At 69.4% G+C, this 20,218-nt stretch carries 14 protein-coding genes; 8 read left to right on the top strand and 6 right to left on the bottom strand.

Annotation, left to right across the window (positions count from 1 at the left end; translation table 11 throughout):
• The first annotated feature begins 25 nt into the window (after nt 1–25).
• The 6 genes from C662_RS06380 (at nt 26) to C662_RS20270 (ending at nt 10,053) form a co-directional block, all read left to right on the top strand.
• Nucleotides 26–6,061, top strand: a complete 6,036-nt coding sequence (locus C662_RS06380) for a DUF7379 domain-containing protein (RefSeq protein ID WP_002926292.1) — start codon at nt 26–28, stop codon at nt 6,059–6,061.
• 128 nt (nt 6,062–6,189) lie between these two features.
• Entirely contained in the window at nt 6,190–7,170 is a 981-nt protein-coding gene (locus C662_RS06375; RefSeq protein WP_002926290.1) for a Bug family tripartite tricarboxylate transporter substrate binding protein, read from the top strand.
• Nucleotides 7,171–7,301: 131 nt separating this feature from the next.
• The gene (locus C662_RS06370; RefSeq protein WP_002926289.1) at nt 7,302–7,745 is read left to right on the top strand and encodes a tripartite tricarboxylate transporter TctB family protein; all 444 of its coding nucleotides are present in this window, start codon (nt 7,302–7,304) and stop codon (nt 7,743–7,745) included.
• Nucleotides 7,746–7,748: 3 nt separating this feature from the next.
• Nucleotides 7,749–9,254 carry a tripartite tricarboxylate transporter permease gene (locus tag C662_RS06365; protein WP_002926287.1) on the top strand — a complete coding sequence of 502 codons (1,506 nt, stop codon included), beginning with the start codon at nt 7,749–7,751 and terminating at the stop codon, nt 9,252–9,254.
• Between the two features lie 338 nt (nt 9,255–9,592).
• Complete coding sequence (locus C662_RS06360; RefSeq protein ID WP_002926286.1) at nt 9,593–9,883, top strand: nucleotidyltransferase family protein; 291 nt, start codon at nt 9,593–9,595, stop codon at nt 9,881–9,883.
• Nucleotides 9,880–10,053 (top strand): hypothetical protein, encoded by a 174-nt coding sequence (locus tag C662_RS20270; RefSeq protein WP_002926283.1) that lies wholly within the window; start codon nt 9,880–9,882, stop codon nt 10,051–10,053. Before C662_RS06360 ends, C662_RS20270 begins: the two co-directional genes overlap by 4 nt.
• Before the next feature lie 63 nt (nt 10,054–10,116).
• Here C662_RS20270 and C662_RS06355 read toward each other — a convergent pair whose 3' ends face one another.
• The 6 genes from C662_RS06355 to C662_RS06330 form a co-directional block, all read right to left on the bottom strand.
• Nucleotides 10,117–10,527: an acyl-CoA thioesterase gene (locus C662_RS06355; protein ID WP_002926280.1), complete on the bottom strand. Its 411-nt coding sequence runs from the start codon at nt 10,525–10,527 to the stop codon at nt 10,117–10,119.
• Between the two features lie 82 nt (nt 10,528–10,609).
• On the bottom strand, nt 10,610–12,856 hold the full coding sequence (locus C662_RS06350) for a CoA-binding domain-containing protein (RefSeq protein WP_002926278.1): 2,247 nt from the start codon (nt 12,854–12,856) through the stop codon (nt 10,610–10,612).
• Between the two features lie 301 nt (nt 12,857–13,157).
• Nucleotides 13,158–14,447: an ATP citrate lyase citrate-binding domain-containing protein gene (locus C662_RS06345; protein ID WP_002926276.1), complete on the bottom strand. Its 1,290-nt coding sequence runs from the start codon at nt 14,445–14,447 to the stop codon at nt 13,158–13,160.
• Nucleotides 14,448–14,478: 31 nt separating this feature from the next.
• The gene (locus tag C662_RS06340; RefSeq protein ID WP_002926273.1) at nt 14,479–15,522 is read right to left on the bottom strand and encodes a porin; all 1,044 of its coding nucleotides are present in this window, start codon (nt 15,520–15,522) and stop codon (nt 14,479–14,481) included.
• 152 nt (nt 15,523–15,674) lie between these two features.
• A complete protein-coding gene (locus C662_RS06335) occupies nt 15,675–17,183 on the bottom strand; it encodes a sensor histidine kinase (protein ID WP_002926269.1) in 1,509 nt (502 codons plus the stop codon).
• A gap of 1 nt (nt 17,184) precedes the next feature.
• Nucleotides 17,185–17,874 carry a response regulator gene (locus C662_RS06330; protein ID WP_002926268.1) on the bottom strand — a complete coding sequence of 230 codons (690 nt, stop codon included), beginning with the start codon at nt 17,872–17,874 and terminating at the stop codon, nt 17,185–17,187.
• A gap of 96 nt (nt 17,875–17,970) precedes the next feature.
• On the opposite strand from C662_RS06330, the gene C662_RS06325 reads away from it, so the two are divergent.
• Nucleotides 17,971–19,131, top strand: coding sequence for an ABC transporter substrate-binding protein (locus C662_RS06325; RefSeq protein ID WP_232431455.1), 1,161 nt, complete (start codon nt 17,971–17,973; stop codon nt 19,129–19,131).
• A complete protein-coding gene (locus C662_RS06320; RefSeq protein ID WP_002926266.1) occupies nt 19,132–20,193 on the top strand; it encodes an AbrB family transcriptional regulator in 1,062 nt (353 codons plus the stop codon).
• The last annotated feature ends 25 nt before the right edge of the window (nt 20,194–20,218 follow it).

The following is a 20,218-nucleotide window of genomic DNA, read 5'->3' as shown; positions in this document are numbered from 1 at the left end:
CCAACCCTCATCCGGGAGCATCCCCATGGCCAGACGCAAGGCTGCCCGCGCCGCCCGTACCCTGCTCAAGCTGCCGCTGTCGACGCCCGCTTCGGCGTTGGCCGACGCCCGCCCGCCATCGCTTCTCAGCCTGCCAGGCAGCCGTGCCGATGGCAGCGATGCGCTTGCGCTCGTGCCTGGCCTCGAGGTTACCGAAGTGCTGGAACTGGCTGCTGCCAGCCGTAGCGAGGAAGCGCCCGTTGTCCATGGCCTGGACGAGGATGCGGGCCTGCTCGCCCTGGAGGCGGAGGATGGCACGACCATCTTCATTCGCGCCGATGCGCTTGCAGAACAGCTCGCGCGCACCCGGCCCGAACTCGTCGATGCGGATGGCGCGGTCGACTTCGCCGGTTTCCGCGACACCCAGGACAGCACCCGCGGTGCGCTGGGCTGGGTATGGCGGCGGGTGAGCCGGCTGCACCTGCCCGAGGATGCAGTGGGCAAGGCGGCCAAGGACAAGCTGCTCGATCTTGCTGGCGGCAAGGTCGAGGACTGGGCGGCAGCCTGGGCCTCGCGCAAGGGCGCGACCGCACTGATGGCGATGATCGAGGACCGGCTGGCAGGCGAACCCGGTCTGTACGCCTGGGATGGCGGCGCGCTCGCCCGCGAGGATCTGTGCCGGGCGGGCGACGCGCGCCTGGACAGGGCGGCCAGGGCGGGCGCCTTGCTTGTCTTCATCCACGGTACCGGTTCGCACATCCTGGGCGGCTTCGGCGATCTGCGCGGCAGTTCAGCGTGGGCGGTGCTCAAGGAGCGCTTCGGCGATCGCATCTTCGGCTACGAGCACCGGACCTTCTCCCAGAGCCCGATCGACAATGCGCTGGCGCTGGTGGAGACCTTGCCAGCCGGGAGTACGATCAGCCTGGTGACGCATTCACGCGGCGGTCTGGTTGGTGACCTGCTGTGCCTGGACGGTGGCGATGGTGCGCTGGATGCGCTGATCGACGACTACCGCAGCAGCATGCCCGCGCTGGCGGCGCTGCGGGGCAGTGCCAAGGCGGACGCCGAGGCCGCCACCGAAGCCTATGCCGCCGGCGAGCGCGCCAAGCTGCGCCGCCTTGCCGCCCTGCTGGTCGAGCGCGCCATCACGGTCGAGCGCTATGTGCGCGTGGCCGCGCCCGCGCGCGGCACCGCGCTGCTGTCCGACAACCTCGACGTGTTCCTGTCCGGGCTGCTCAACCTGGTGCGGCGCGCCGGATCGTGGGGTGTGGGCGCGGCGGTCGGCGTGCTGGCGCCGGCCGCGGCGGCCAAGGCCAAGGCGGTGGCCGATCGTGGCCTGCAGTTTCTCGCCCGCGTGGTGCTCGAGATTGCCGACAAGCGCCTGCAGCCGCAGGTGGTGCCGGGCATCGAGGCGATGCTGCCCGAAGCGCCGATGGGCATGCTGCTTGGCCGCGCCCGCATCGCTGCGACCGTGAAGGTGGGCGTCATCGCGGGTGATATCGAGGGGGGCGGTGTATTGCAGCGTATCGGCGTGATGTTCGTCGATTGGGCGCTGTTCGACCGCGCGCGCAACGACCTGGTGGTGGACACCGACTCGATGTACGGCGGCCTGGTGGCGCGTGCGGCCACTGCCGACAGTGGCGCCGAGACGCTGGCGGACGGCCCGGTCGCGGCCAGCCTGCCGGCACACCGTGCGATCTTCGTGCAAGGGCCGGAGGTCAATCACTTCCGCTATTTCCGCGACGAGGTTCAGCGCGACGGCGTGCCCTTGCCGGCCGCGCTCGCCGCCTGGCTGCGCGCAGACGCGTTGGCGGACAAGGACCCGGCGCTGGCGGCCTGGGCGCCACTGGCGCTGCCGGTGATCGACCCTGCGCTCGCCACCCGCGCCAGCCGGGGCGAGCCCGAGCCGGCCGCCAACACCGTGCCGGTGCTGTTCTTCCTGCCCGGCATCATGGGCTCGCACCTGGCTGCGGATGGGCGGCGGATCTGGCTCGACCCGATCGAACTGGCGCGCGGCAGGCTGGTACGCATCGCCATCGACAGCAGCAAGGCGGTGAGTCCGGCCGGCCTGGTCGGCATGGCCTACGGTCGGCTCGCCGGCTACCTCGAGTCCGGCCACCGCGTGATCCGCCACGACTACGACTGGCGCCAGCCGATCGCCGAGCTCGGCAAGGCGTTGGCCGGGCGCTTGCGCCAGGCCTTGCAGGAGCACCCCGACCAGCCGCTGCGCATCCTGGCGCACAGCATGGGCGGGCTGGTGGTGCGCGCGGCGTTCGCGGCCGACCCCGGCCTGTGGGCGGAGATCGTCGCCCGTCCCGGCCAGGGTGTGCGCCTGCTCATGCTCGGCACGCCCAACCAGGGCTCGCACCTGCTGGTCGAGACCCTGCTAGGCCAGTCCGACACCATCCGCATGCTCGCTCGCCTGGACCTGCGCCAGGGCCTGCAGGCCGTGCTCGACATCGTCGCCGGCTTCCCCGGTGCCGTGCATCTGCTGCCTGCGCCCGGCTTTGTCGACAGCGGCGGCGTGGCGCCCAAGGACTACTACCGCGCCGAGACCTGGGCTGAGCTCGGCGCGATCAATGATGACTTCTGGTTCGGCCGTCGCCTTGCCGGCAAGCCGACCCAGCGCGTGCTCGACAAGGCACGCGCGTTCTGGACTGCAGTCGCCGATACCGGCTGGGTCGCGCAGGCGCCCGAACGCATCGCTTACGTGTTCGGCAACGCGGACAACACGCCCTGCGGCCTGGTCCTGCTCGACGAGGGCAGCCGGCCCTTCGTGCGCATGCGCGGCACGCCCCATGGCGACGGTTCGGTGACCTGGGCCTCGGGGCGGCTTGCCGGCCTGCCGGACGAGCGCTGCTGGCACATGGCCGCCGACCACATGGGGCTGACCAGCACGGCGGATCATTTTGCCGACATCGAGGCCCTGCTCACGCGCGGGACACCGCTGCGTCTGGGCCGGCTGCCGCTCAGCCGCAGCGAGACGGCGCGCGTCCCCGTGCGTGACTACCGCGCCGGGCCACCGCCCGCCTGGCCGACCGAGGCCGAGCTCGCCAGCCGTGCGCTCGGCGGCCGTGTTCCGGCGCTGCCGCAGCGGCGACGCAGCGTGCTGCGCGTGGGTGTGCGCGCGATGGATCTGCGCTTCGTACAGATCCCGCTGCTGTGCGGGCATTACCGTGGTGACCCGATCGCGGGCGCCGAGGCCGTCATCGACCGCTGGCTGGTCGATGGTGCCCTCAGCCACCGCCAGCGCCTGGGCATCCATTCCGGCGAGCTGGGCGATGCGACCGTGGTTTTGATGCCGCGCAGCGCCGAGGAGCGCCTGCGCGGCACCAGCCGTGGTGCGGTGGTGGTCGGCCTGGGCGAGATGGGGGCGCTCGGTGCCGAGGGGGTGACCGAGGCCGTGCGGGCCGGCGCGCTGCGCTACCTGCTGCATGCGTCCGACCGCTACGGCGAGGACCATTGCGATGGCCGCGGCCGTCAGCCCGATACTGCGATTCCGCTGCGCCTCGCAAGCCTGCTGGTCGGCAGCAACTCCGCGGCCAGCCTGGACGTCGGCGAGGCGGTGAAGGCGGTGGTGCGCGGCGTGCTGCTCGCCAATCGCGACTACGCCCAGTGCGCCAAGGCGCGCAGAGGGCCGGTCGGGCGCATTGTCGAACTGGAGTTGATCGAGCTCTATCGTGATGCCGCCATCTCTGCGGCCCATGCGGTGAGCGCGCTCGACAAGAGCCTCGCCGCCGAACTCGAGCGCCTGGGCGCCCGCCTCGACCTGTCCGAGCCGCTGCGCCATGGCGAAGGCGTGCGCCAGCGCCTGAGCGTGACCCCCTTCGGCGACTACTGGCCGCGCCTTGCGGTCACCGATGCCGACGGCGAGACCGCAGCATTGATCGATGCGCCCACGCCGCTGATCCGCCATGCCCGGCGCTTCCGCTTCACCTTCATGGGCGAGAAGGCGCGTGCAGAAGTTGTCGTGCAAGCGCGCCAGCCCGGTCTCATCGAACGCCTGGCCGATGAAGCACTGACCGGGCCTGCGTCTACCCGCTACCGCGGCGGTGAGGGCAGCTTCGGCCACACCCTGTTCCAGCTGCTGGTGCCGGTGGAGTTCAAGGCGGCAGCGCGCAAGGCGCGCAACCTGATCCTGGTGGTCGACGAAAGCACCGCCAACTTGCCCTGGGAACTGCTGGAGGATGACGGCGAGCCGCTGGTGAGCCGCAGCCGCATGGTGCGCCAGTTCATGACCCGCAGCTACCGGCACAATGTCGTGCGTACCGACGCCATGACGGCCTGCGTCATCGCCAACCCGAGTACCGAGGGATACCACGTGCAGTTCGGCGGGCCGGGCTGGAAGCCTCGCGTGGATGCCGACGGCACGCCGCGCCCCGACCGCCTGCCCAGTCTGGAGGGCGCTGTGCGCGAGGGTGAGGCCGTGGTGCGCATCCTTGAGGGGGCCGGCTATACGGTGAGCCATGCGCCGCCGGACGCGCTGGCCGGCGATGTGTATGCCCGTCTTTTTGCGCGCCCCAGCCGCGTGCTGGTGATTGCCGCGCATGGCATCCACGCCTGCCGTGCCGCTGACGGCAGCTACCGCAGCGGGGTCGTGCTGTCCGATGGCTTGTTGCTGACCGCAGCCGAGATTGCCCTGATGGAGACGGTACCCGACCTCGTCTTCCTGAGCTGCTGCCACCTCGGCAAGGTCGACGTTGCACAGGGTGCGCACCGTCTGGCTGCCAGTCTGGCGCGCGAGCTCATCGACATGGGTGTGCGCTGTGTGGTCGCAGCCGGCTGGGAGGTGCGCGACGATGCGGCGCAGACCTTTGCCGAGCGCTTCTTCAGCGCGATGGCGATCGAGGGCATGCGCTTCGGCGATGCAGTGTTCGAGGCGCGTGCCGAGGCCTTGCACCGCCATCCGGACTGCAACACCTGGGGCGCCTACCAGGCCTATGGCGATCCCGCCTTCCAGCTCCGGGTGGACCAGCGTGCCGAGCGTGAGGACGGGACCTTGCTGGCGCCCGAGGAGTTGCTCGACTGGCTGGACCAACTCTGGCTGGACGGCCACAGCATCCGCGGCGAGCAGCGCGAATCCGGCTTGCGGGCACTGCAGCGCCGCATCGACCGCCGCCTGGGCCGGCTGCCCGCGCAGTGGGTAGCGCGCCCGGATGTGCAGCAGGCGCTCGGCCGCTTGTATGCCGCCTACGGCGATGTGGGCGGTTTCGACGCGGCCCGAGCGCCCTTGCTGCGTGCAATCGCGGAGGACTCGTCGCGAGGGGCGGTGCCGATCGCGGCGATCGAACTGCTGGCCAATGTCGAGGCCCGGCTGGCCGAGCAGCTCAGCCAGCCGGGCGAGGGGCAGGATCTGGTGCGTGCGCTGGGCCTTGTGGATGACGCCATTGCGCGCATGCGCGCGCTGATCCTGATCGCTTCTGCCGCGCCGGCCGTGGCGGACGCATCCTCGCCGCAGGCTGGGATGCCAGCCAGCCTGCAGCGTCAGGCGATCCTGGGCAGCGCCTGGAAGCGGCGCGCCCTGGTGCAGCTGCGCCAGCTACAGGCCGATGCCGGGTTGGTGGCCGACGGCGGCAAACCTTCCGCACGCGCTGCGGGTACGGCCGCCTGGGCACGTGTGCGCGATGACCTGTTGCGCGCGCATGAAGCCTACGCGCTCGGCGAGGGCGATCCGGCGCAGGCCGACTGGAACCCCTACCCGTGCATGAACCGCCTGCAGTTGGGCTGGCTGCTCGGCGAGTCGATCGACGCTGCCGTGCTCGATGCCTGTCTGGCTGCCGCACGCAGGCGCTTTGCGCGCAGCTTCGACTTCTTCGACGGTGCCGTGGTTGCGGACTGCGCGCTTACGCGCTGGCTCGTCGGCGATGTCGTCGAGGAGGAGGACGCCGCGGCCGCCAGGCTGGTGCAGGCCTACCGCGATGCACTGGGCATGCTTGCGGTGTCGCCGCGGCAGCTCGGTTCGGTGGCAAAGCAGCTTGGCTTGCTGGCCGGTTTCCTCGCGTTGCGCGCAGACGCCGGGGATGACCGGCGTGCAGCGGTGCTCGCGGCGGCGGCGGCGGCATTGGGCGAGGGCCTGTCGTGAGGATCGGCAGAGGAGGCCTGCAACACTGAAAGGCTATCGAAAGCACGTCTTCGTATCGTCCGCTCCACTTGGGGCGAGGCGGTTCTGCTCCGGGATAGACGAATCGATAATCGGAGGAGATCGCCGTGATGCTCAAGAAGACCCTTTTTGCCGCCGCTACCGCGGTGTTTGCCACCCTTGCCGCCGGCGTCGCCCACGCCGAGCCGGCCAAGCCCGAGTGCATCGCCCCGGCCAAGCCGGGTGGTGGCTTCGACCTCACCTGCAAGCTGGCACAGAGCGGCCTGCAGGACGGCGGCCTCCTGAAGGCGCCGATGCGCGTCACCTACATGCCGGGCGGCATCGGCGCCGTGGCCTACAACACCGTGATCGCCAACCGCCCCGCCGAAGCCGGTACCATCGTCGCCTTCTCGGGCGGTTCCTTCCTGAACCTGGCGATCGGCAAGTTCGGCAAGTACAACGAGAACGACGTGAAGTGGCTGGCTGCGGTGGGTGCCGACTACGGCGCCATCATCGTGCGCGCCGACGCGCCCTTCCAGAGCCTGAAGGACCTGATCGAGGCCACCCGCGCCAACCCGGGCAAGGTGGTGTATGGCGCTGGCGGTTCGGTCGGCAGCCAGGATTGGATGAAGTCGGCGCTGATCGCGCGCGAGGCCGGCGTCAATCACAAGAACATGCGCTACGTGGCCTTCGAAGGCGGTGGCGAGGCGATGGCCGCGCTCATGGGCGGCCATGTCCAGGCTTACTCCGGCGACGCCTCCGAGGTGCTCGGCCACCTCAAGGGCGGTCGCATCAAGGTGCTCGCCATCCTGGCGCCCGAGCGCCTGAAGGGTGAGCTGGCCGACATTCCGACCGCGATGGAGCAAGGCTACAACGTCGACTGGACGATCACGCGCGGCTTCTACGTTGGCCCGAAGGTGGCCGATGCCGACTACCAGTGGTGGCTGCAGGCCTTCGACACCATGATGGCCACGCCCGAGTTCGACAAGCTGCGCGAGGAGCGCGGGCTCTTTCCCTACCACCTGACGGGTGACGCCCTGACGGCCTACGTGCAGAAGGAAGTGGCGCGCTATCGCGAGCTCGCCGCCGAGTTCGGCCTGACGGCGCAGTAAGCCTCGCCGCTCGGGCAAGGGCGCGGGCACGACCCGCCCGCGCCGCGTGCAGGCTCCAGCTGGCGCGCTGCCCCCACTCCTGTCCCCTCCGCGCCTTGCCGGGCGCGGCCCTCACCTGAAGGGAGATCGCCATGAGCGAACGCATCTTCGGCGGCGTGCTGGTGCTCATCAGCCTCGTCGGCCTCTTCATCGCGCGCGGTTTCGAAGCGCCGTTTTCCTATGAGCCGGTCGGGCCGAAGGCCTTTCCGATGATCGTGCTGGCGTTGCTCGGTCTGTTCGCGCTGGCGCTGGTCTTCGGCAAGACCGAGAAGACTGCCTGGGCGCCGGGTCCGGTCATGCAGCGCATCGGCCTGCTGTTCCTGGTCGTGCTCGGCTATGCGCTGCTGTTCGACCGTCTCGGCTTCGTGATCGCCACCGCGCTGGTGACGCTACCGGTCGCGCGTCTGTTCGGCGCGAGCTGGAAGCAGGCGCTGGCGAGCGGCGTCGGCCTCGGCATCGGCCTGTTCTATTTCTTCGACCGCCTGCTCGACGTCGCGCTGCCGACCGGGCTGTGGCTCAACGCGATCACGGGGTAAATCATGGAAACCTTGACGCTTCTCGCCCAGGGCTTCGCCGTCGCGGCGACGCCCGAAAACCTGATGATCGCGCTGATCGGCTGTTTCCTCGGCACCGTCGTCGGCCTGCTACCCGGCCTGGGCCCGATCAACGGCGTGGCCATCCTGCTGCCGATCGCCTTCGCCATGAAGCTGCCACCGGAGTCGGCGCTGATCCTGCTGTGCGCGGTGTATGCCGGCTGCGAATACGGCGGCCGCATCTCGGCGATCTTGCTCAACGTGCCGGGTGATGCCGGCGCGGTGATGACCACGCTCGACGGCTATCCGCTGGCCAAGAAGGGGCTCGCCGGTCCGGCGCTGTCGATGTCGGCGGTGGCGTCCTTCACCGGCGCCATGGTCGCCACCCTGGGCATCGTCGCCTTCGCGCCGCTGCTCGCCGAATGGGCGATCGCCTTCGGTCCGGCGGAATATTTCGTGCTGATGGTGCTGGCGCTGTCCTGCCTGGGCGGCCTGGTAGGCGATTCCCTGCCCAAAGCGATGATTGCCTGCCTGATCGGCCTGCTGCTTTCGACGGTGGGCATCGACTCGAACAGCGGCGTGTATCGCTTCACCTTCGACATGCTGCATCTGGCCGACGGCATTCCCTTCATTGTCATCGTCATCGGCCTGTTCGCCGTCAGCGAGATTTTGCTGATGCTGCAGGGCCTGCATGCCAACCCCGAGCCGATCGCGCTGTCGGGCCGGATGATGTTCAACCTGAAGGAGTTCATGCTCGCCAAGTGGACGATGCTGCGCTCGGCCGTCGCCGGCTTCTTCATCGGCGTGCTACCCGGCGCGGGCGCTACCATCGCCTCGGCGATGTGCTACGCCAGCGAGCGCCGAATGGCGGGCAAGGATCACCAGTTCGGCGAGGGCGACATGCGTGGCGTGGCCGCGCCGGAGGCGGCCAACAACGCCTCGGCCAACGGTTCGCTGGTGCCGATGCTGACCCTGGGCGTGCCCGGTTCGGGCACCACCGCGGTGATGATGGGTGCGCTCACGCTGTACAACATCACCCCCGGCCCGACCCTGTTCCAGGACCAGCCGGTGATCGTGTGGGGCCTGATCGCTTCGCTCTTCATCGCCAACGTCATGCTCCTGGTGATGAACATCCCGCTCATCCGCGTGTTCGTCAAGTTCCTGTCGATCCCGGTGTGGCTGCTGGTGCCGGGTGTGGCGGCGATCTCGATGGTTGGCGTGTATGCGGTGCATGGCAACACCTTCGACCTCATCGTCGGTGTGCTCGTCGGCGCACTGGGCTATGCACTGCGCGTCATGAACTTCCCGATCGCGCCCTTCATCCTCGGCTTCGTGCTCGGCGACATGATGGAGCAGAACCTGCGTCGCGCGCTGTCGATCAGCGATGGCGAGATCGGCGTGCTGTTCTCCAGCCCGATCGCGATTGGCCTGTGGGTGGCGGCCATCGCCATGCTGGTGGGCCCGCGTGTCGCACGCATGCTCGACAGCCGCCGCGTGGTGGCTCAGGCATGAGTTGAAGACTCACCTCCGCGGATACCGTCCTCTCCGTTTGTGACGGAATCCGGCTTGCGGTGGCCCCGTCCCGGACCGCCGCCTTCGATGGGCGCCTGCGGGCGCCCGTTTTTTTGCGGTAAGGCCCGAGAGTTCGATGGCTCACCTTGAACCGCGTCGGCTCGACGGTGAGGATGAGGTCGCCCGCTTGCCGGTGCAGTGTCCGCCCAAGCGATTGTGGTGACTTGGCCCGGCCGCTTGACCGCCATGTCCAACGTCCGCCAGGAAATCCGTTCCAACCCTCTGCGTGTGCTCGCCGAATCGCTAGACTCTCACTGTCTTGGTCCGAGGGAACGGTGATGACGACGTTCGAGGAAATCAGCCGCAGGAAAAGCGAACTGCTTCGGGCGGCAGCAAGCCACAAGGCGCGCAATCTGAGGGTTTTCGGGTCGGTCGCGCGTGGTGAGGACCGGCCGGATTCCGATGTCGACTTCCTGGTGGATTTCGACGCGGGTGCGTCCCTGCTCGATCTGGTCGGGTTGCAGCAGGATATCGAGGCCCTGCTCGGGCGCCGCGCGGACGTTGTGACCGCGGATGGCGTGAGCCCCTTCCTGCGCCAACGGATCATGGCTGAAGCGAGACCCCTATGAGGCGGGAGCCCGTCGTCTTTCTGAAGCACATCCGGCTTTGCCTGGACCGCATCGACACCTTCACCATTGAAGGTGAGGCTGCCTTCTATGCCGATGCGAAGACCCAGGACGCGGTGATTCGCAATCTGGAGTGGTCGTCAGGCATCTGCCGCCCTTGCGCACAGCAATAGAGGCGGAACTCTCGCGAGTTCCGCCTCCATCAGGGTAGCTGCGCGCCCGCCAGCGATTCGACTTTACGTGTTTGCCGCGGACTGGGATCCAGGACTGATCACCCGTGGCCGCTCGCCCTGGTCGAGGGCGACGAAGACGAAGCTGGCGTCGGTGACCTTGACCTGTTCCTCGCCGTCGCGCGAGCGGCGCCAGGCCTCGACCTCGATCGTCATCGAGCTGCGGCCGACGCGCACGATCTCGGCGTGGAGGCTGACCTCGTCGCCGATGAACACCGGGCGCAGGAAGGTGATGCGGTCCACCGACACCGTGGCGCAGCGGCTGCGCGCGCGGCGGGCGGCGACGTTGCCGGCGGCGAGGTCCATCTGCGCCATCAGCCAGCCGCCGAAGATGTCGCCGGCGGGGTTGGCGTCGGCGGGCATGGCGATGGTGCGGATTGCGGGTTCGCCGCGCGGTATGGCGGTCGAGTCGTTCATGGTGAGGTTCCGGTGGGGGTTGGGGAAGCGCTGCCCGCGGCTCGGCGGGGGCGGCGGCGTGCCCGCCCCCGGGTGAGCCGCGTCAGCTGACGTGACGGCATTTCGACGCTGGCGTGCGCGTATCCATGTTGCGCCCGCGGTTCAGGTGGTCGTCGATCTCGGCCGCGCAGCCCAGCATGCGGGCGTGCAGGAACAGGGTGAACGCGGCGTCTTCCAGGCGCGCTTCGTCGATGCGGCCCTCGCGCCACGGCTGCCAGGTCAGGCGCAGCAGCAGGGCGGCGATCACCGCGTCGATGTTCACGCAATACACCGTGCGCGACACCCCGGCCTCGTGCAGCGCCTGCACCAGGGCGTGGTAGAAGTCGTGGAACACGTTGGCCTCGCCGCGCGCGGTCATCAGCTCGCGGATGAAGGCTTCGCGCGGATCGATGTTGACCGGCCGGTCCTTGAACACCGGGTGGTTCACGCCCGGGATCTTGCGGATGTCCGCGCTGCCGGTCTGCTTGCGTTCGGCCTTGTAGCGCGCGTAGTCCTCGGCGCAGTGACGGGCCAGCGCGGCGACGTCGATGCCGTGGGCGGCCGTCGGGTCGTCGAGGCCGCTGTCGCGAAACTGCTCGATCAGGAACTGCACGCCCTCGAAGCCGTTGCCACCGTGGGCGTAGCCGGTGTGGGTGAGGAAGCCGATGACCGCCTTGTTGAGCTGCACACGCTGCGGCGTTTCCGGGCCGTCGGCCGAGACCGCACCCTTGGCGCCCTGGGCGGAGATGGTGCCGGGGCCGTTGCTGAGCAGGATGCCGACCAGGGTCTGGTAGGCGAACAGGTCGGCCGGCCGCGGCACGCGGCCGAGCAGGGCCTGGCAGGCGAGCGCGGTGAGCGAACCGCTACCGAGCATCTCGGCCTCGTCGATGCCGCAGAAGCGGCCGGCCTCGTGCTGCTCGGCCGGGGCCGAGGCGCCGATCAGGGTGCCGACCAGCTGCATCCACCATGGCAGGCTCTCTGCGGTCAGGCGCGAGACGCGCTTGCGCATCAGCGGTCCCCACGCGAGCGTGGTGGTGATCGCGGCGAGCACGGCATCGGCACTCAGGGGCACGCCGGTGTGCTGCAACAGGCGCACCGGCAACGAGCGCGCGTCGCGTGCCGCCAGCCCGGCGAGCATCGCCTCGGCGCGGGCGTCGGGCGCCGGGGCGCGGACCAGCGCGACCAGATCGGCGTCGTCGGCGAGGGTGTGGCAGTCGAAGTCCTCGTCGAGCGCGTCGCGCAGGCCGGCGGCATGCAGGCGCTCGATCAGCGCTGCGACGATCGTGCGCGCGCGCTCGGCGCGGCGTGGGCCGACGATCGCCATTGCGGCGGCGAGCACGGCGTTGGGCGCATTGCCGGCGGCGCGCGCGGCCTCGGCGGCGGCGAGCGCGGGGTCGCCATGGAGGTTGAGGTGGGCGCCGACCGCCACCGCGATCAGCTTGCGGTCGTTGTCGCCGCCGGCTTCGCGCAGCAGCGCCAGGCCGAGGTTGGCCTCGAGCGGGCGGCGCGCGGCCTCGAGCACGCTCACCCCGTGCAGGCTGGAGACCTGGGTCGCGGGATCCATCTGCGAGGCGCCCGAGGCGTCCTTCATCGTTTCGCGCGGGAACACCGCGCCGACCTGTTCGGCCAGCCGGGCGATCTGGCTGCGGTAGGGCTCGATCGCCGGCACCACCGGCAAGTCGAGTTGCGGCGGCAGCGCGATGCCGAGATTGGCGCCGAACCAGGGCTTGAGCTCCATTGTGCCTTCGGGCTCGAAGTCGGGCAGGGTGGCGTTGGCGCGCATCACCGCGGTGAGCGCGGCGGGAATGTGGGCGATGTTGGTGACCACCGCGCCCTTCGCCGAGAACACCGGGTTATCGGGTGTGTACAGGCCGTCGACGCCGAACTTGTCCATGAACCAACGTTCCTTGGCGGCGGCATCGTCCTCGCCGCCGGCCATCGCCCCGGCATGGCCGACCGCGCGCGTCAGCCGCGACTTCCAGCGTCCGACCACGCAGGCCACCACCGGCTTGGTGAACTCGGCGTCGCGCTCGTAGTAGCCGCCGGGCTCGCAGTACAGCACCGCGGCCTTGCTGCGCGCGTCGTTGGCGAGGGCGAAGGCGAACTCCGGCGCGGCATAATGGATGTAGACGTCCTTGCCGCTCGACACCAGCGTGGTCGTGCCCCAGCCCGCCATGCGCAGGTACTGGGCGATGGTGGTGGTGAAGCCGCCCGAGTTCGACAGTACCGCGATCGAGCCGCGGCGCAGCGTGTCCGACGGGTTGTCGCCGCCCAGCGCGCCGCCGACGGCGGCAGATAGACCACGCCGCAATTGAAGCGGTGGCCATCGTCCAGCCCCTCGCGCACGCTGTTGTACACCGGGACGTTGCCGAGGGGGGTCTCCAGCACCTGGCCGCGGCGGCCCGGCGAGGTGCCGAACACCACGTTGCCGCCCGACCACGCATGGCCGACCGGCGTGACCTCGCTGGATTCGCCGCCGAGGATGTTGAGCACGCACACCCGGTCGTGCCGGGTCGCGATGTGGGCCAGCGAACTGATGCCCACGTAATACTTGAAATCACCAACGCCTTGTTGGTACATGGCTGTCTCCTTGGAATCGGGGGTGTCAGGGCTCAGGCGGCGGTGGCCGCGGGGGCGAGCCCCAGGCGCGCGGCGACGGCGTCGCGGCCGCCGGCCTTCATCCATTCATTGGCTTCGCGGGCGTAGTCGACCACCTCGCTCATCGCCGAATCGAAGCCGAACAGGCGGTAGGGCAGGCCGAGCGCCTCGCAGGTGTCGCGCAGCACGCCCATGCCGCGCACCAGGTTCGGCCCGCCGCGGCCGGCGACCACGGTGAGCGGCGTCGGGCCATGGCTGCCGAAGTGCTCGCGCAGCGCGTCGGCCATGGCGCGGAAGGTCTCGTGGATGTCGGTGTTGTTGGACTTGCCGCCGATGATGAAGAGCACGTTGGCCTGACGCAGCCAGTGCTTGAAGCAGATCGACGCCACCGACTTCATCTTCTCGTAGGGCGGGTTGCCGCCGAAGTCGGACGAGATGATGGCGTCGTCGCCGAGCATCTCGGTGACCAGCGAGTTGGCGCCGCCGCCGAAGGTGGGGGCGAGGATGGTGCCGCCGGCGTTGATCACGTAGACGTCGCTCTGGCCCTGGTGGGTGCGCAGCTGATTGATCTCCTGCTCGAAGTCGGAATAGTCCACTGCGAACAGGTGGGCGGGCAGGTTGAGCCGGTGCCAGCGCGGATCGTCGCGGTCGAAGCCGCACTTGAAGTCGCAGGCCACCGGCGTAAGCCGGCCGCGACGATCGGGGCGCATGCGGATCGGGTTGAGCTCGAGGGTGGTCATGCCGAAGTCGTGATACAGCTCCCACAGGCGCGGCAGGTGCTGCACCAACGGCGAGATGATCTGCTTGGGCGCGCCGATGTCGGCGAGCGCGTTGGCGACGACGAAGGCCTTCAGGCCGGTGAGCGGGTCGAAGGGCACGCGTGCGACCTGCGACTTGTCGAGCTCCTCGATGTCGACGCCGCCGCGGTGGGTCAGGGTCATGGTCGGGGCACGGAACTCGGTCGAGTCGGTGATCGAGAAATAGACCTCGTGCTCGGCCGGCACCGCAGCTTCGAAGGTGACGCCGTTGGCCTTCGCCACCTGGTGGCCGTGGCGATGCTCGACGAAGTACAGGCGCTCCTTCTCGGCCAGCGCGGTGCGCAGGTCCTTGGCACGCCCGATGAGGCCGGCCTTGCCCTTCTTGCCGACACCGCCCTTGAACAGCGGCTTGACGAAGACCGAGCCGTGACGCTCGATGAGCGCCTTGATCTGCTCCTCGCTGGCGTCCGGGCCGAGCACCTCGGCGGTGGGGAAGTCGGCGAACTGCAGCAGACGCGCGCCGTACAGCATTCCCGTGATGTTCATGTCGGGTTCTCCCGTGTGCGGTTGTCGAGGGTCAGAAGCGGTGGCGCATGCCGGCCATCATCACCCGGTGGTTGTCGCCGGCCGCCGGCGTGATGTTGCCTATTGCATAGTTGGCACCGCTCTCGTTGGAGAGCTGCGAGTAGCCGGCGTAGAGCGTGGTGCGCTTGGAGAGGGCGTGCAGGTGGTAGGCCGACCAGCCGCTGGCGTCCTCGCCGGCGGCGCCGTCCGATTCGTCGCGATCGGCATAGCTGAGCGCGACCGTGTTCGCAGGGTTCAGACGGATCTCGGCGCTCACGGCCCAGGTGCGTGCCTTGCCATTGCCGACGGTGCCGCTCTCCTTGTCCTGCGACCAGGCAAAATAGGGCTTGACGATGCCGAAGTCGTAGGCCAGGCCAACGCCGCTGGTGCGCACCTTGCCGCCGCTGGCGTCGCGCTGCACGCTCTGCGTGGTGAGCGCGCCCGAGAAGGCGCCGTTGCCGTAGAGCAGGCTGAGGCCGTGGCCGTCGCCTTCCTTGCGCGCGGTGGACGTGGTGGCGACCTTCTCGCCCAGCCAGTAGCCGGCATCGAGCTCGAAGCCGGCAAGCTTGGGCGAGCGGTACTTCACCATGTTGTCGAAGCGCACCTCGTAGGCCGGCTTTACGGCGCCGGTCTTGCGCAGCAGCAGGCCGGCGCTGCGATCGGCGTTGCCGGTGGCGTCGAAGGGGTCGAGGGCGACGAAGGCGGGTGAATACTGGCGGCCCAGGGTCAGGCGGCCGAGGCTGCTCTCGAGGCCGACGAAGGACTGGCGGCCGAACAGGCGTCCGCCCTGCTCGGCGAGGCCGGTCGAGGGGTCGAAGCCGCTCTCGAGCACGAACAGGGCCTTCATGCCGTGGCCGAGGTCTTCGGTGCCACGAAAGCCGAGGCGCGAGCCGTTGAGCTCGCCGTGGTGGACGCCCTCGTAGCGCTGGTCGCCCGATCGCTCATGGCTGAGGTTGAGGTCGATGAGGCCGTAGATGGTGACGTTGGACTGGGCGAGCGTGAGCGACGGGGCAGCGACGGCGGCGGCCAGCAGGACCGATTTGGAAAGGCGTTGCATGGAAGTCTCCTCGATCTTGTGAGTGGGCGCGCCAGACACGTTGGCGCGGCCCGCATTGCAGCGCCGTCGCCTTTCGATCGCCTTTCACTGCTGCCGGTCCGTGAGGAGGATGGACCGATGACTGCGCCCGTTGCAGGGCTGTCGTCGACAATTCAGGGTGCCGGGGCGGCCCCGAGCGGCAGCTCCACTTCCACGCACAGGCCGTGCCCGCCCTCGCCGTCGCGCAGCGTGATGCGGCCATCGTGGGCGAGCGCGATCTCGCGCACGATGGCCAGTCCTAGGCCGCTGCCGTCGCTGTCGCCCTGGCCGAGGATGCGGTAGAAGCGCTGGAACACGCGTTCGCGCTCGGCCTCGGGAATGCCCGGCCCCTGGTCGCATACGCTCACCACCGCCTCGCCGTCGAAGGCGGCGACAGCGACGGTGACCGCCGAGTCGGGCGGGCTGTAGCGGATCGCGTTGTCGACCAGGTTGGAGACCATCTCGCGCAGCATTGGCGCGTTGCCCTCGATCATCAGCGCGTGGCCGATGCCTTCGTAGGCGAGGTCGATGCTGCGCTTGAGGGCGAGCGGGGCGAGCTCCATTGCTACGTCCTTGACCAGGCCGGCGAGGTCGAGCGGCGCGCGCTCGTCGATGAGGCCGTTGGCCGCCTCGGCGCGCGACAGGGTGAGCATCTGGTTGGCCAGCCTGCGCGCGGCGCGGGTGCTGCGCAACAGACTGGCGAAGGTGTTGAGCATCTCTTCCGGGTCGGTCTGGCGCAGGCCGTACTCGGCCTGGGTGGTGAGGACCGCGAGCGGGGTGCGGATCTGGTGCGCGGCGTCGGCAAGGAAGCGTCGGCGTGCGGCCAGCATGGCCGACAGGCGCTGCATGTGGTGGTTGATGGCGTCGATCAGAGGCGCGACCTCGCTCGGCACGCCGTCGGCCCGCACCGGGGTGAGGTCTTCCTCGTCGCGGTTGCGGATGTGGTCGCGCAGCGCCACCAGCGGGCGAAACGCCGTGCCGAGGGCGAGCAGCACCAGCACCGCCCCGACGGCGACCAGGGCCGACTGGCGTTGCAGGCTGGCGATGAACAGTTCGCGGGCAAGGGTCTCGCGCGCGCCGGTGGTTTCGGCAAACACGATCAGTACGGCGTCGCCGCCTTCCAGCGCGGGGTCGTACAGGCGCTTGTACATGGCGGCCATGCGCACCGTCTCGCCGCGGTAGGCGAGATCGAAGATCCTTACCATGCCCTCGCCGGCGGGCAGCGTGGGCGGGCGTAGATCGGCATAGCCGGTGACGAGCACGCCCGCGGCGTCGAACACGGCGTGGAAGATACGCTCGGCGGCGCTGTCCTCGAAGCCTTCGAAGGCAGCGTAAGGAATGTCGACCTGGATCTCGCCCTCGAGCGAGTGGGTGCGCTCGCCGATCGCTCGCACCGAGGCGGTCAGCGTGCGGTCGTAGGCTTGGTTGACTGCGTCGAGTGCGCCGCGGTAGCTCAACCAAGCACTGACGATCAGCATGAGCCCGAGCGGGGGCAGCAGCCAGCCGAGGACGCGACGGTGCAGGCTACCACCGTGGCGGCGCGACACGGCCGGTTCGACGGCTGCGGCCGCAGCCTCGCCGTCACCCTGGACGGCGGCGCCATCCGCGCGTCCGCCCTGCTCGGCCCTGGGGGCTGCGCGCATATCAGGGCGCCGGCCGTTCGGCGAGCAGGTAGCCGAGCCCGCGCAAGGTGTTGATGACGACGTCGGCGCCTTCGAGCTTCTTGCGCAGGCGCGAGACGTAGATCTCGATGGCCTCCACGCGGGCGTCGGCGTCGAACTCGAATACCTTCTGGAACAGGGCCTCGCGCGCCACCGGGCGGCCGACGCGCGAAAGCAGCACCTCGAGCACCGCCAGCTCGCGCGGCGTCAGCGCCAGCATCTGGCCGTCCACCGTCGCCATGCGGTTGGTGGTGTCGAACTCGAGCCGGCCCAGGCGCACCCGCGGCACCTGGTTGCCAGCGCGGCGCAGCAGGGCCTTGATGCGGGCCTCGAGCTCGGCGAGTTCGAAGGGTTTCGTCAGATAATCGTCGGCACCGAGATTGAGGCCTTCGACGCGTTCTTCGGTGCTGCCGCGGGCAGTCAGCACCAGCACCGGGGTGGGAGTGCTGCCTTCGGCACGGCTCTCGCGGGTGCGCAGCCGGCGCAGCACGTCCAGGCCGTCGAGACCCGGCAGGGAGAGGTCCAGGATCACCACGTCGTAGCGCTCGCTGCGCAGGGCCTGGTCGGCATGGTCGCCACGCCCAAGCACCTCGAGCACGAAGCCGCTCTGGCGCAGCGAGCGCGCGACCCACTCGGCGAGTTCGGCGTGGTCTTCGACCAGCAGCAGGCGCATTGGCGTTCCGGTGAAAGTGAATCGAAAGGCGTGTCGGCGATTATCGGGGCAAAGGCGGATGGCGTCCAAGCCGCCGACTTGCAGGGAGATCGGGATATGAGAACAGTGCGGACGAGGACCGGCGCCGGCGCCGTGATGGCGATGGTCCGAGCTTGCCGTGAGGCGTTGTGCGGGCTGCGCGTGGCGGTTTTCGGGCTGGCCATGCTGTGTGCGGGCAGCGCCCTCGCCCGGCAGGCGCCCGATGCGCGCGAGGCGGCGGTGCGTGAAGGCGTGGTGGTCGTGTATGCGGCGGCTGACCAGGATGTGGTGCAACCCATCCTCGACGACTTCGAGGCCTTGCACCCAGGGATCCGCGTCGAATACCACGACCTGAGCTCGAACGAGCTCTACCAGCGGGTGGTGGATGAGCGTGCAGCCGGTACGCTAGGTGCAGACGTGGTGTGGAGTTCGGCCATGGACCTGCAGGTGAAGCTGGTCAACGATGGCTATGCCCAGCCCCACCGCTCGCCCGAGACCGCCGCGCTGCCGCGCTGGGCGGTATGGAAGGACGAGGCTTTCGGCACTACCTATGAGCCGGCGGCGATCGTCTACAACAAGCGCCTGCTGACTGAGGCCGAGGTACCTGACACCCATGCCGAGCTGATCCGTCTGCTCGGGGAGCAGCCTTCACGACTGCTTGGGCGCTTGGCCAGCTATGATCCCGAGCGCTCCGGCCTGGGCCTGCTGCTGCATACCCAGGATGCACAAGCCAACCCGATCGTGTTCTGGCAGCTGGCGCGCCGGATGGGCGAGCTGGGGCTGGAGCAGCACAGCTCGAGCCGCGACATGCTCGACCGTCTCGCCGCAGGCCAGCTGGTGCTGGCCTACAACGTGCTCGGTTCCTATGCGCACAAGCGCGCACGCAGCGAGGCGGTGCTCGGCGTGGTGTGGCCGCAGGACTATACCCTGGTGCTGAGCCGGGTTGCCTTCATCGCCCGCGATGCCCGCCATCCGGCCGCGGCGCGGCTGTGGCTGGACCACTTGCTGTCGCCGCGCGGACAGGCTTTGCTCGCCGAGCACCTCGGCCTGCTGCCGGTACGTGCCGATGCCGGCACGGCGGGGGCCGACAGTGCGGCTGCCCTGCTGCATGAGAACCTGCGCCATGCTTTCCGCCCGATCCGCATCGGCTCGGGACTGCTCACCTACCAGGACCAGGCCAAGCGCCAGGCCTTCCTGCGCCAATGGGACGCTGCCACACGGCCGTCCGTCGAACCCTAGATGTCGTCCTCAACACAGAAGAACAGCGGCGCTTCGTGGCGCTATGTCCTGGCCACGCTTGTGCTCGCGGCCGTCGCCGGCTGGCTGGCCGAGCGCTTCCACCTGCCGCTGCCGTGGATGATCGGTCCGCTGTTTGCCGTTGCCGCCGTGCGCATGGCCGACATCGAGCTGCGCCCGCTGCCCGGTGGTCGGCAGAGCGGGCAATGGGCGATCGGTGCCGCACTCGGCCTGTACTTCAGTCCCGAGGTCGTGGCGCAGCTGAGCCTGCATGCAGCGCTGGTGGTGGCTGCTGCAGTCGGTTCGCTCGTGCTCGGTGTCCTTTGTGCGCTGATCATGCGTCGCCTGGGTGGCGTCGATACGCCAACCGCCTTCTTCGCGGCGCTACCCGGCGGTGCCTCCGAGATGGCCAATCTCGCTGACCGTTACGGCGGCGCGGTGGATCGCATTGCCGCGGCACATGCTATTCGAGTGATGATGGTGGTGTCGCTACTGCCCTTCGCGCTCACCTTTGGTGGGGTGCACGGCAGTGATCTCTACGTGCCGCTCGCCCAGGCCGTGGATGCCCGGCATTTCCCGCAGCTGGTGGTGGCGAGCCTGCTTGGCGTGGCGGCGTTCAAGCTGTTGCGCATTGCCAACGCCTGGGTGCTTGGTCCGCTGCTCGGCGTGGCAGTCGCGACGCTCGCTGGGGTTCCGCTGTCCGCCCTGCCCGTCTGGGTGGTCAACGGCGGACAGCTGCTGATCGGTTGCGCGCTGGGCTGCCGCTTCTCGCGTGCGTTCTTTCGTGCTGCGCCACGCTTCATGGCGGTGGCTGGGCTGACTGCGGTAATGTCGATCGTGTTTGCCGGCGCTTTCGCCGCTTTGCTCGCACTGGCTTCGGGGGTGCCCCTGCCGACCTTGATACTGGCGACTGCGCCGGGCGGGGTATCGGAGATGTGCATCACTGCCAAGGTGCTGCAGCTCGGCGTGCCGCTGGTCACCGTCTGCCACGTGCTGCGCGTGGTGGTGCTGACCGTGGGTGCGCAGTGGAGCTTCGGGGCGTTCCGGCGGATGGTGGAGACCTGAGCAAGGCATTCGACCTGGGCCCGGC

It is taken from the genome of Thauera sp. 28 (genome assembly GCF_000310145.2).
In the GTDB taxonomy this organism is placed as follows: domain Bacteria; phylum Pseudomonadota; class Gammaproteobacteria; order Burkholderiales; family Rhodocyclaceae; genus Thauera; species Thauera mechernichensis.
The sequence above is the reverse complement of the archived record's forward strand: the minus strand, read 5'-3'. Positions and strand labels throughout refer to the sequence as shown.

Excerpts from the sequence above, each read along its gene's own strand:
- C662_RS06365 (WP_002926287.1), top strand. The coding sequence starts at position 7,749 with ATGGAAACCTTGACGCTTCTCGCCCAGGGCTTCGCCGTCGCGGCGACG.
- C662_RS06375 (WP_002926290.1), top strand. The coding sequence starts at position 6,190 with ATGCTCAAGAAGACCCTTTTTGCCGCCGCTACCGCGGTGTTTGCCACC.
- C662_RS06370 (WP_002926289.1), top strand. The coding sequence starts at position 7,302 with ATGAGCGAACGCATCTTCGGCGGCGTGCTGGTGCTCATCAGCCTCGTC.
- C662_RS06325 (WP_232431455.1), top strand. The coding sequence starts at position 17,971 with ATGAGAACAGTGCGGACGAGGACCGGCGCCGGCGCCGTGATGGCGATG.
- C662_RS20270 (WP_002926283.1), top strand. The coding sequence starts at position 9,880 with ATGAGGCGGGAGCCCGTCGTCTTTCTGAAGCACATCCGGCTTTGCCTG.
- C662_RS06335 (WP_002926269.1), bottom strand. The coding sequence starts at position 17,183 with ATGCGCGCAGCCCCCAGGGCCGAGCAGGGCGGACGCGCGGATGGCGCC.
- C662_RS06330 (WP_002926268.1), bottom strand. The coding sequence starts at position 17,874 with ATGCGCCTGCTGCTGGTCGAAGACCACGCCGAACTCGCCGAGTGGGTC.
- C662_RS06355 (WP_002926280.1), bottom strand. The coding sequence starts at position 10,527 with ATGAACGACTCGACCGCCATACCGCGCGGCGAACCCGCAATCCGCACC.
- C662_RS06320 (WP_002926266.1), top strand. The coding sequence starts at position 19,132 with ATGTCGTCCTCAACACAGAAGAACAGCGGCGCTTCGTGGCGCTATGTC.
- C662_RS06360 (WP_002926286.1), top strand. The coding sequence starts at position 9,593 with ATGACGACGTTCGAGGAAATCAGCCGCAGGAAAAGCGAACTGCTTCGG.
- C662_RS06380 (WP_002926292.1), top strand. The coding sequence starts at position 26 with ATGGCCAGACGCAAGGCTGCCCGCGCCGCCCGTACCCTGCTCAAGCTG.
- C662_RS06340 (WP_002926273.1), bottom strand. The coding sequence starts at position 15,522 with ATGCAACGCCTTTCCAAATCGGTCCTGCTGGCCGCCGCCGTCGCTGCC.
- C662_RS06345 (WP_002926276.1), bottom strand. The coding sequence starts at position 14,447 with ATGAACATCACGGGAATGCTGTACGGCGCGCGTCTGCTGCAGTTCGCC.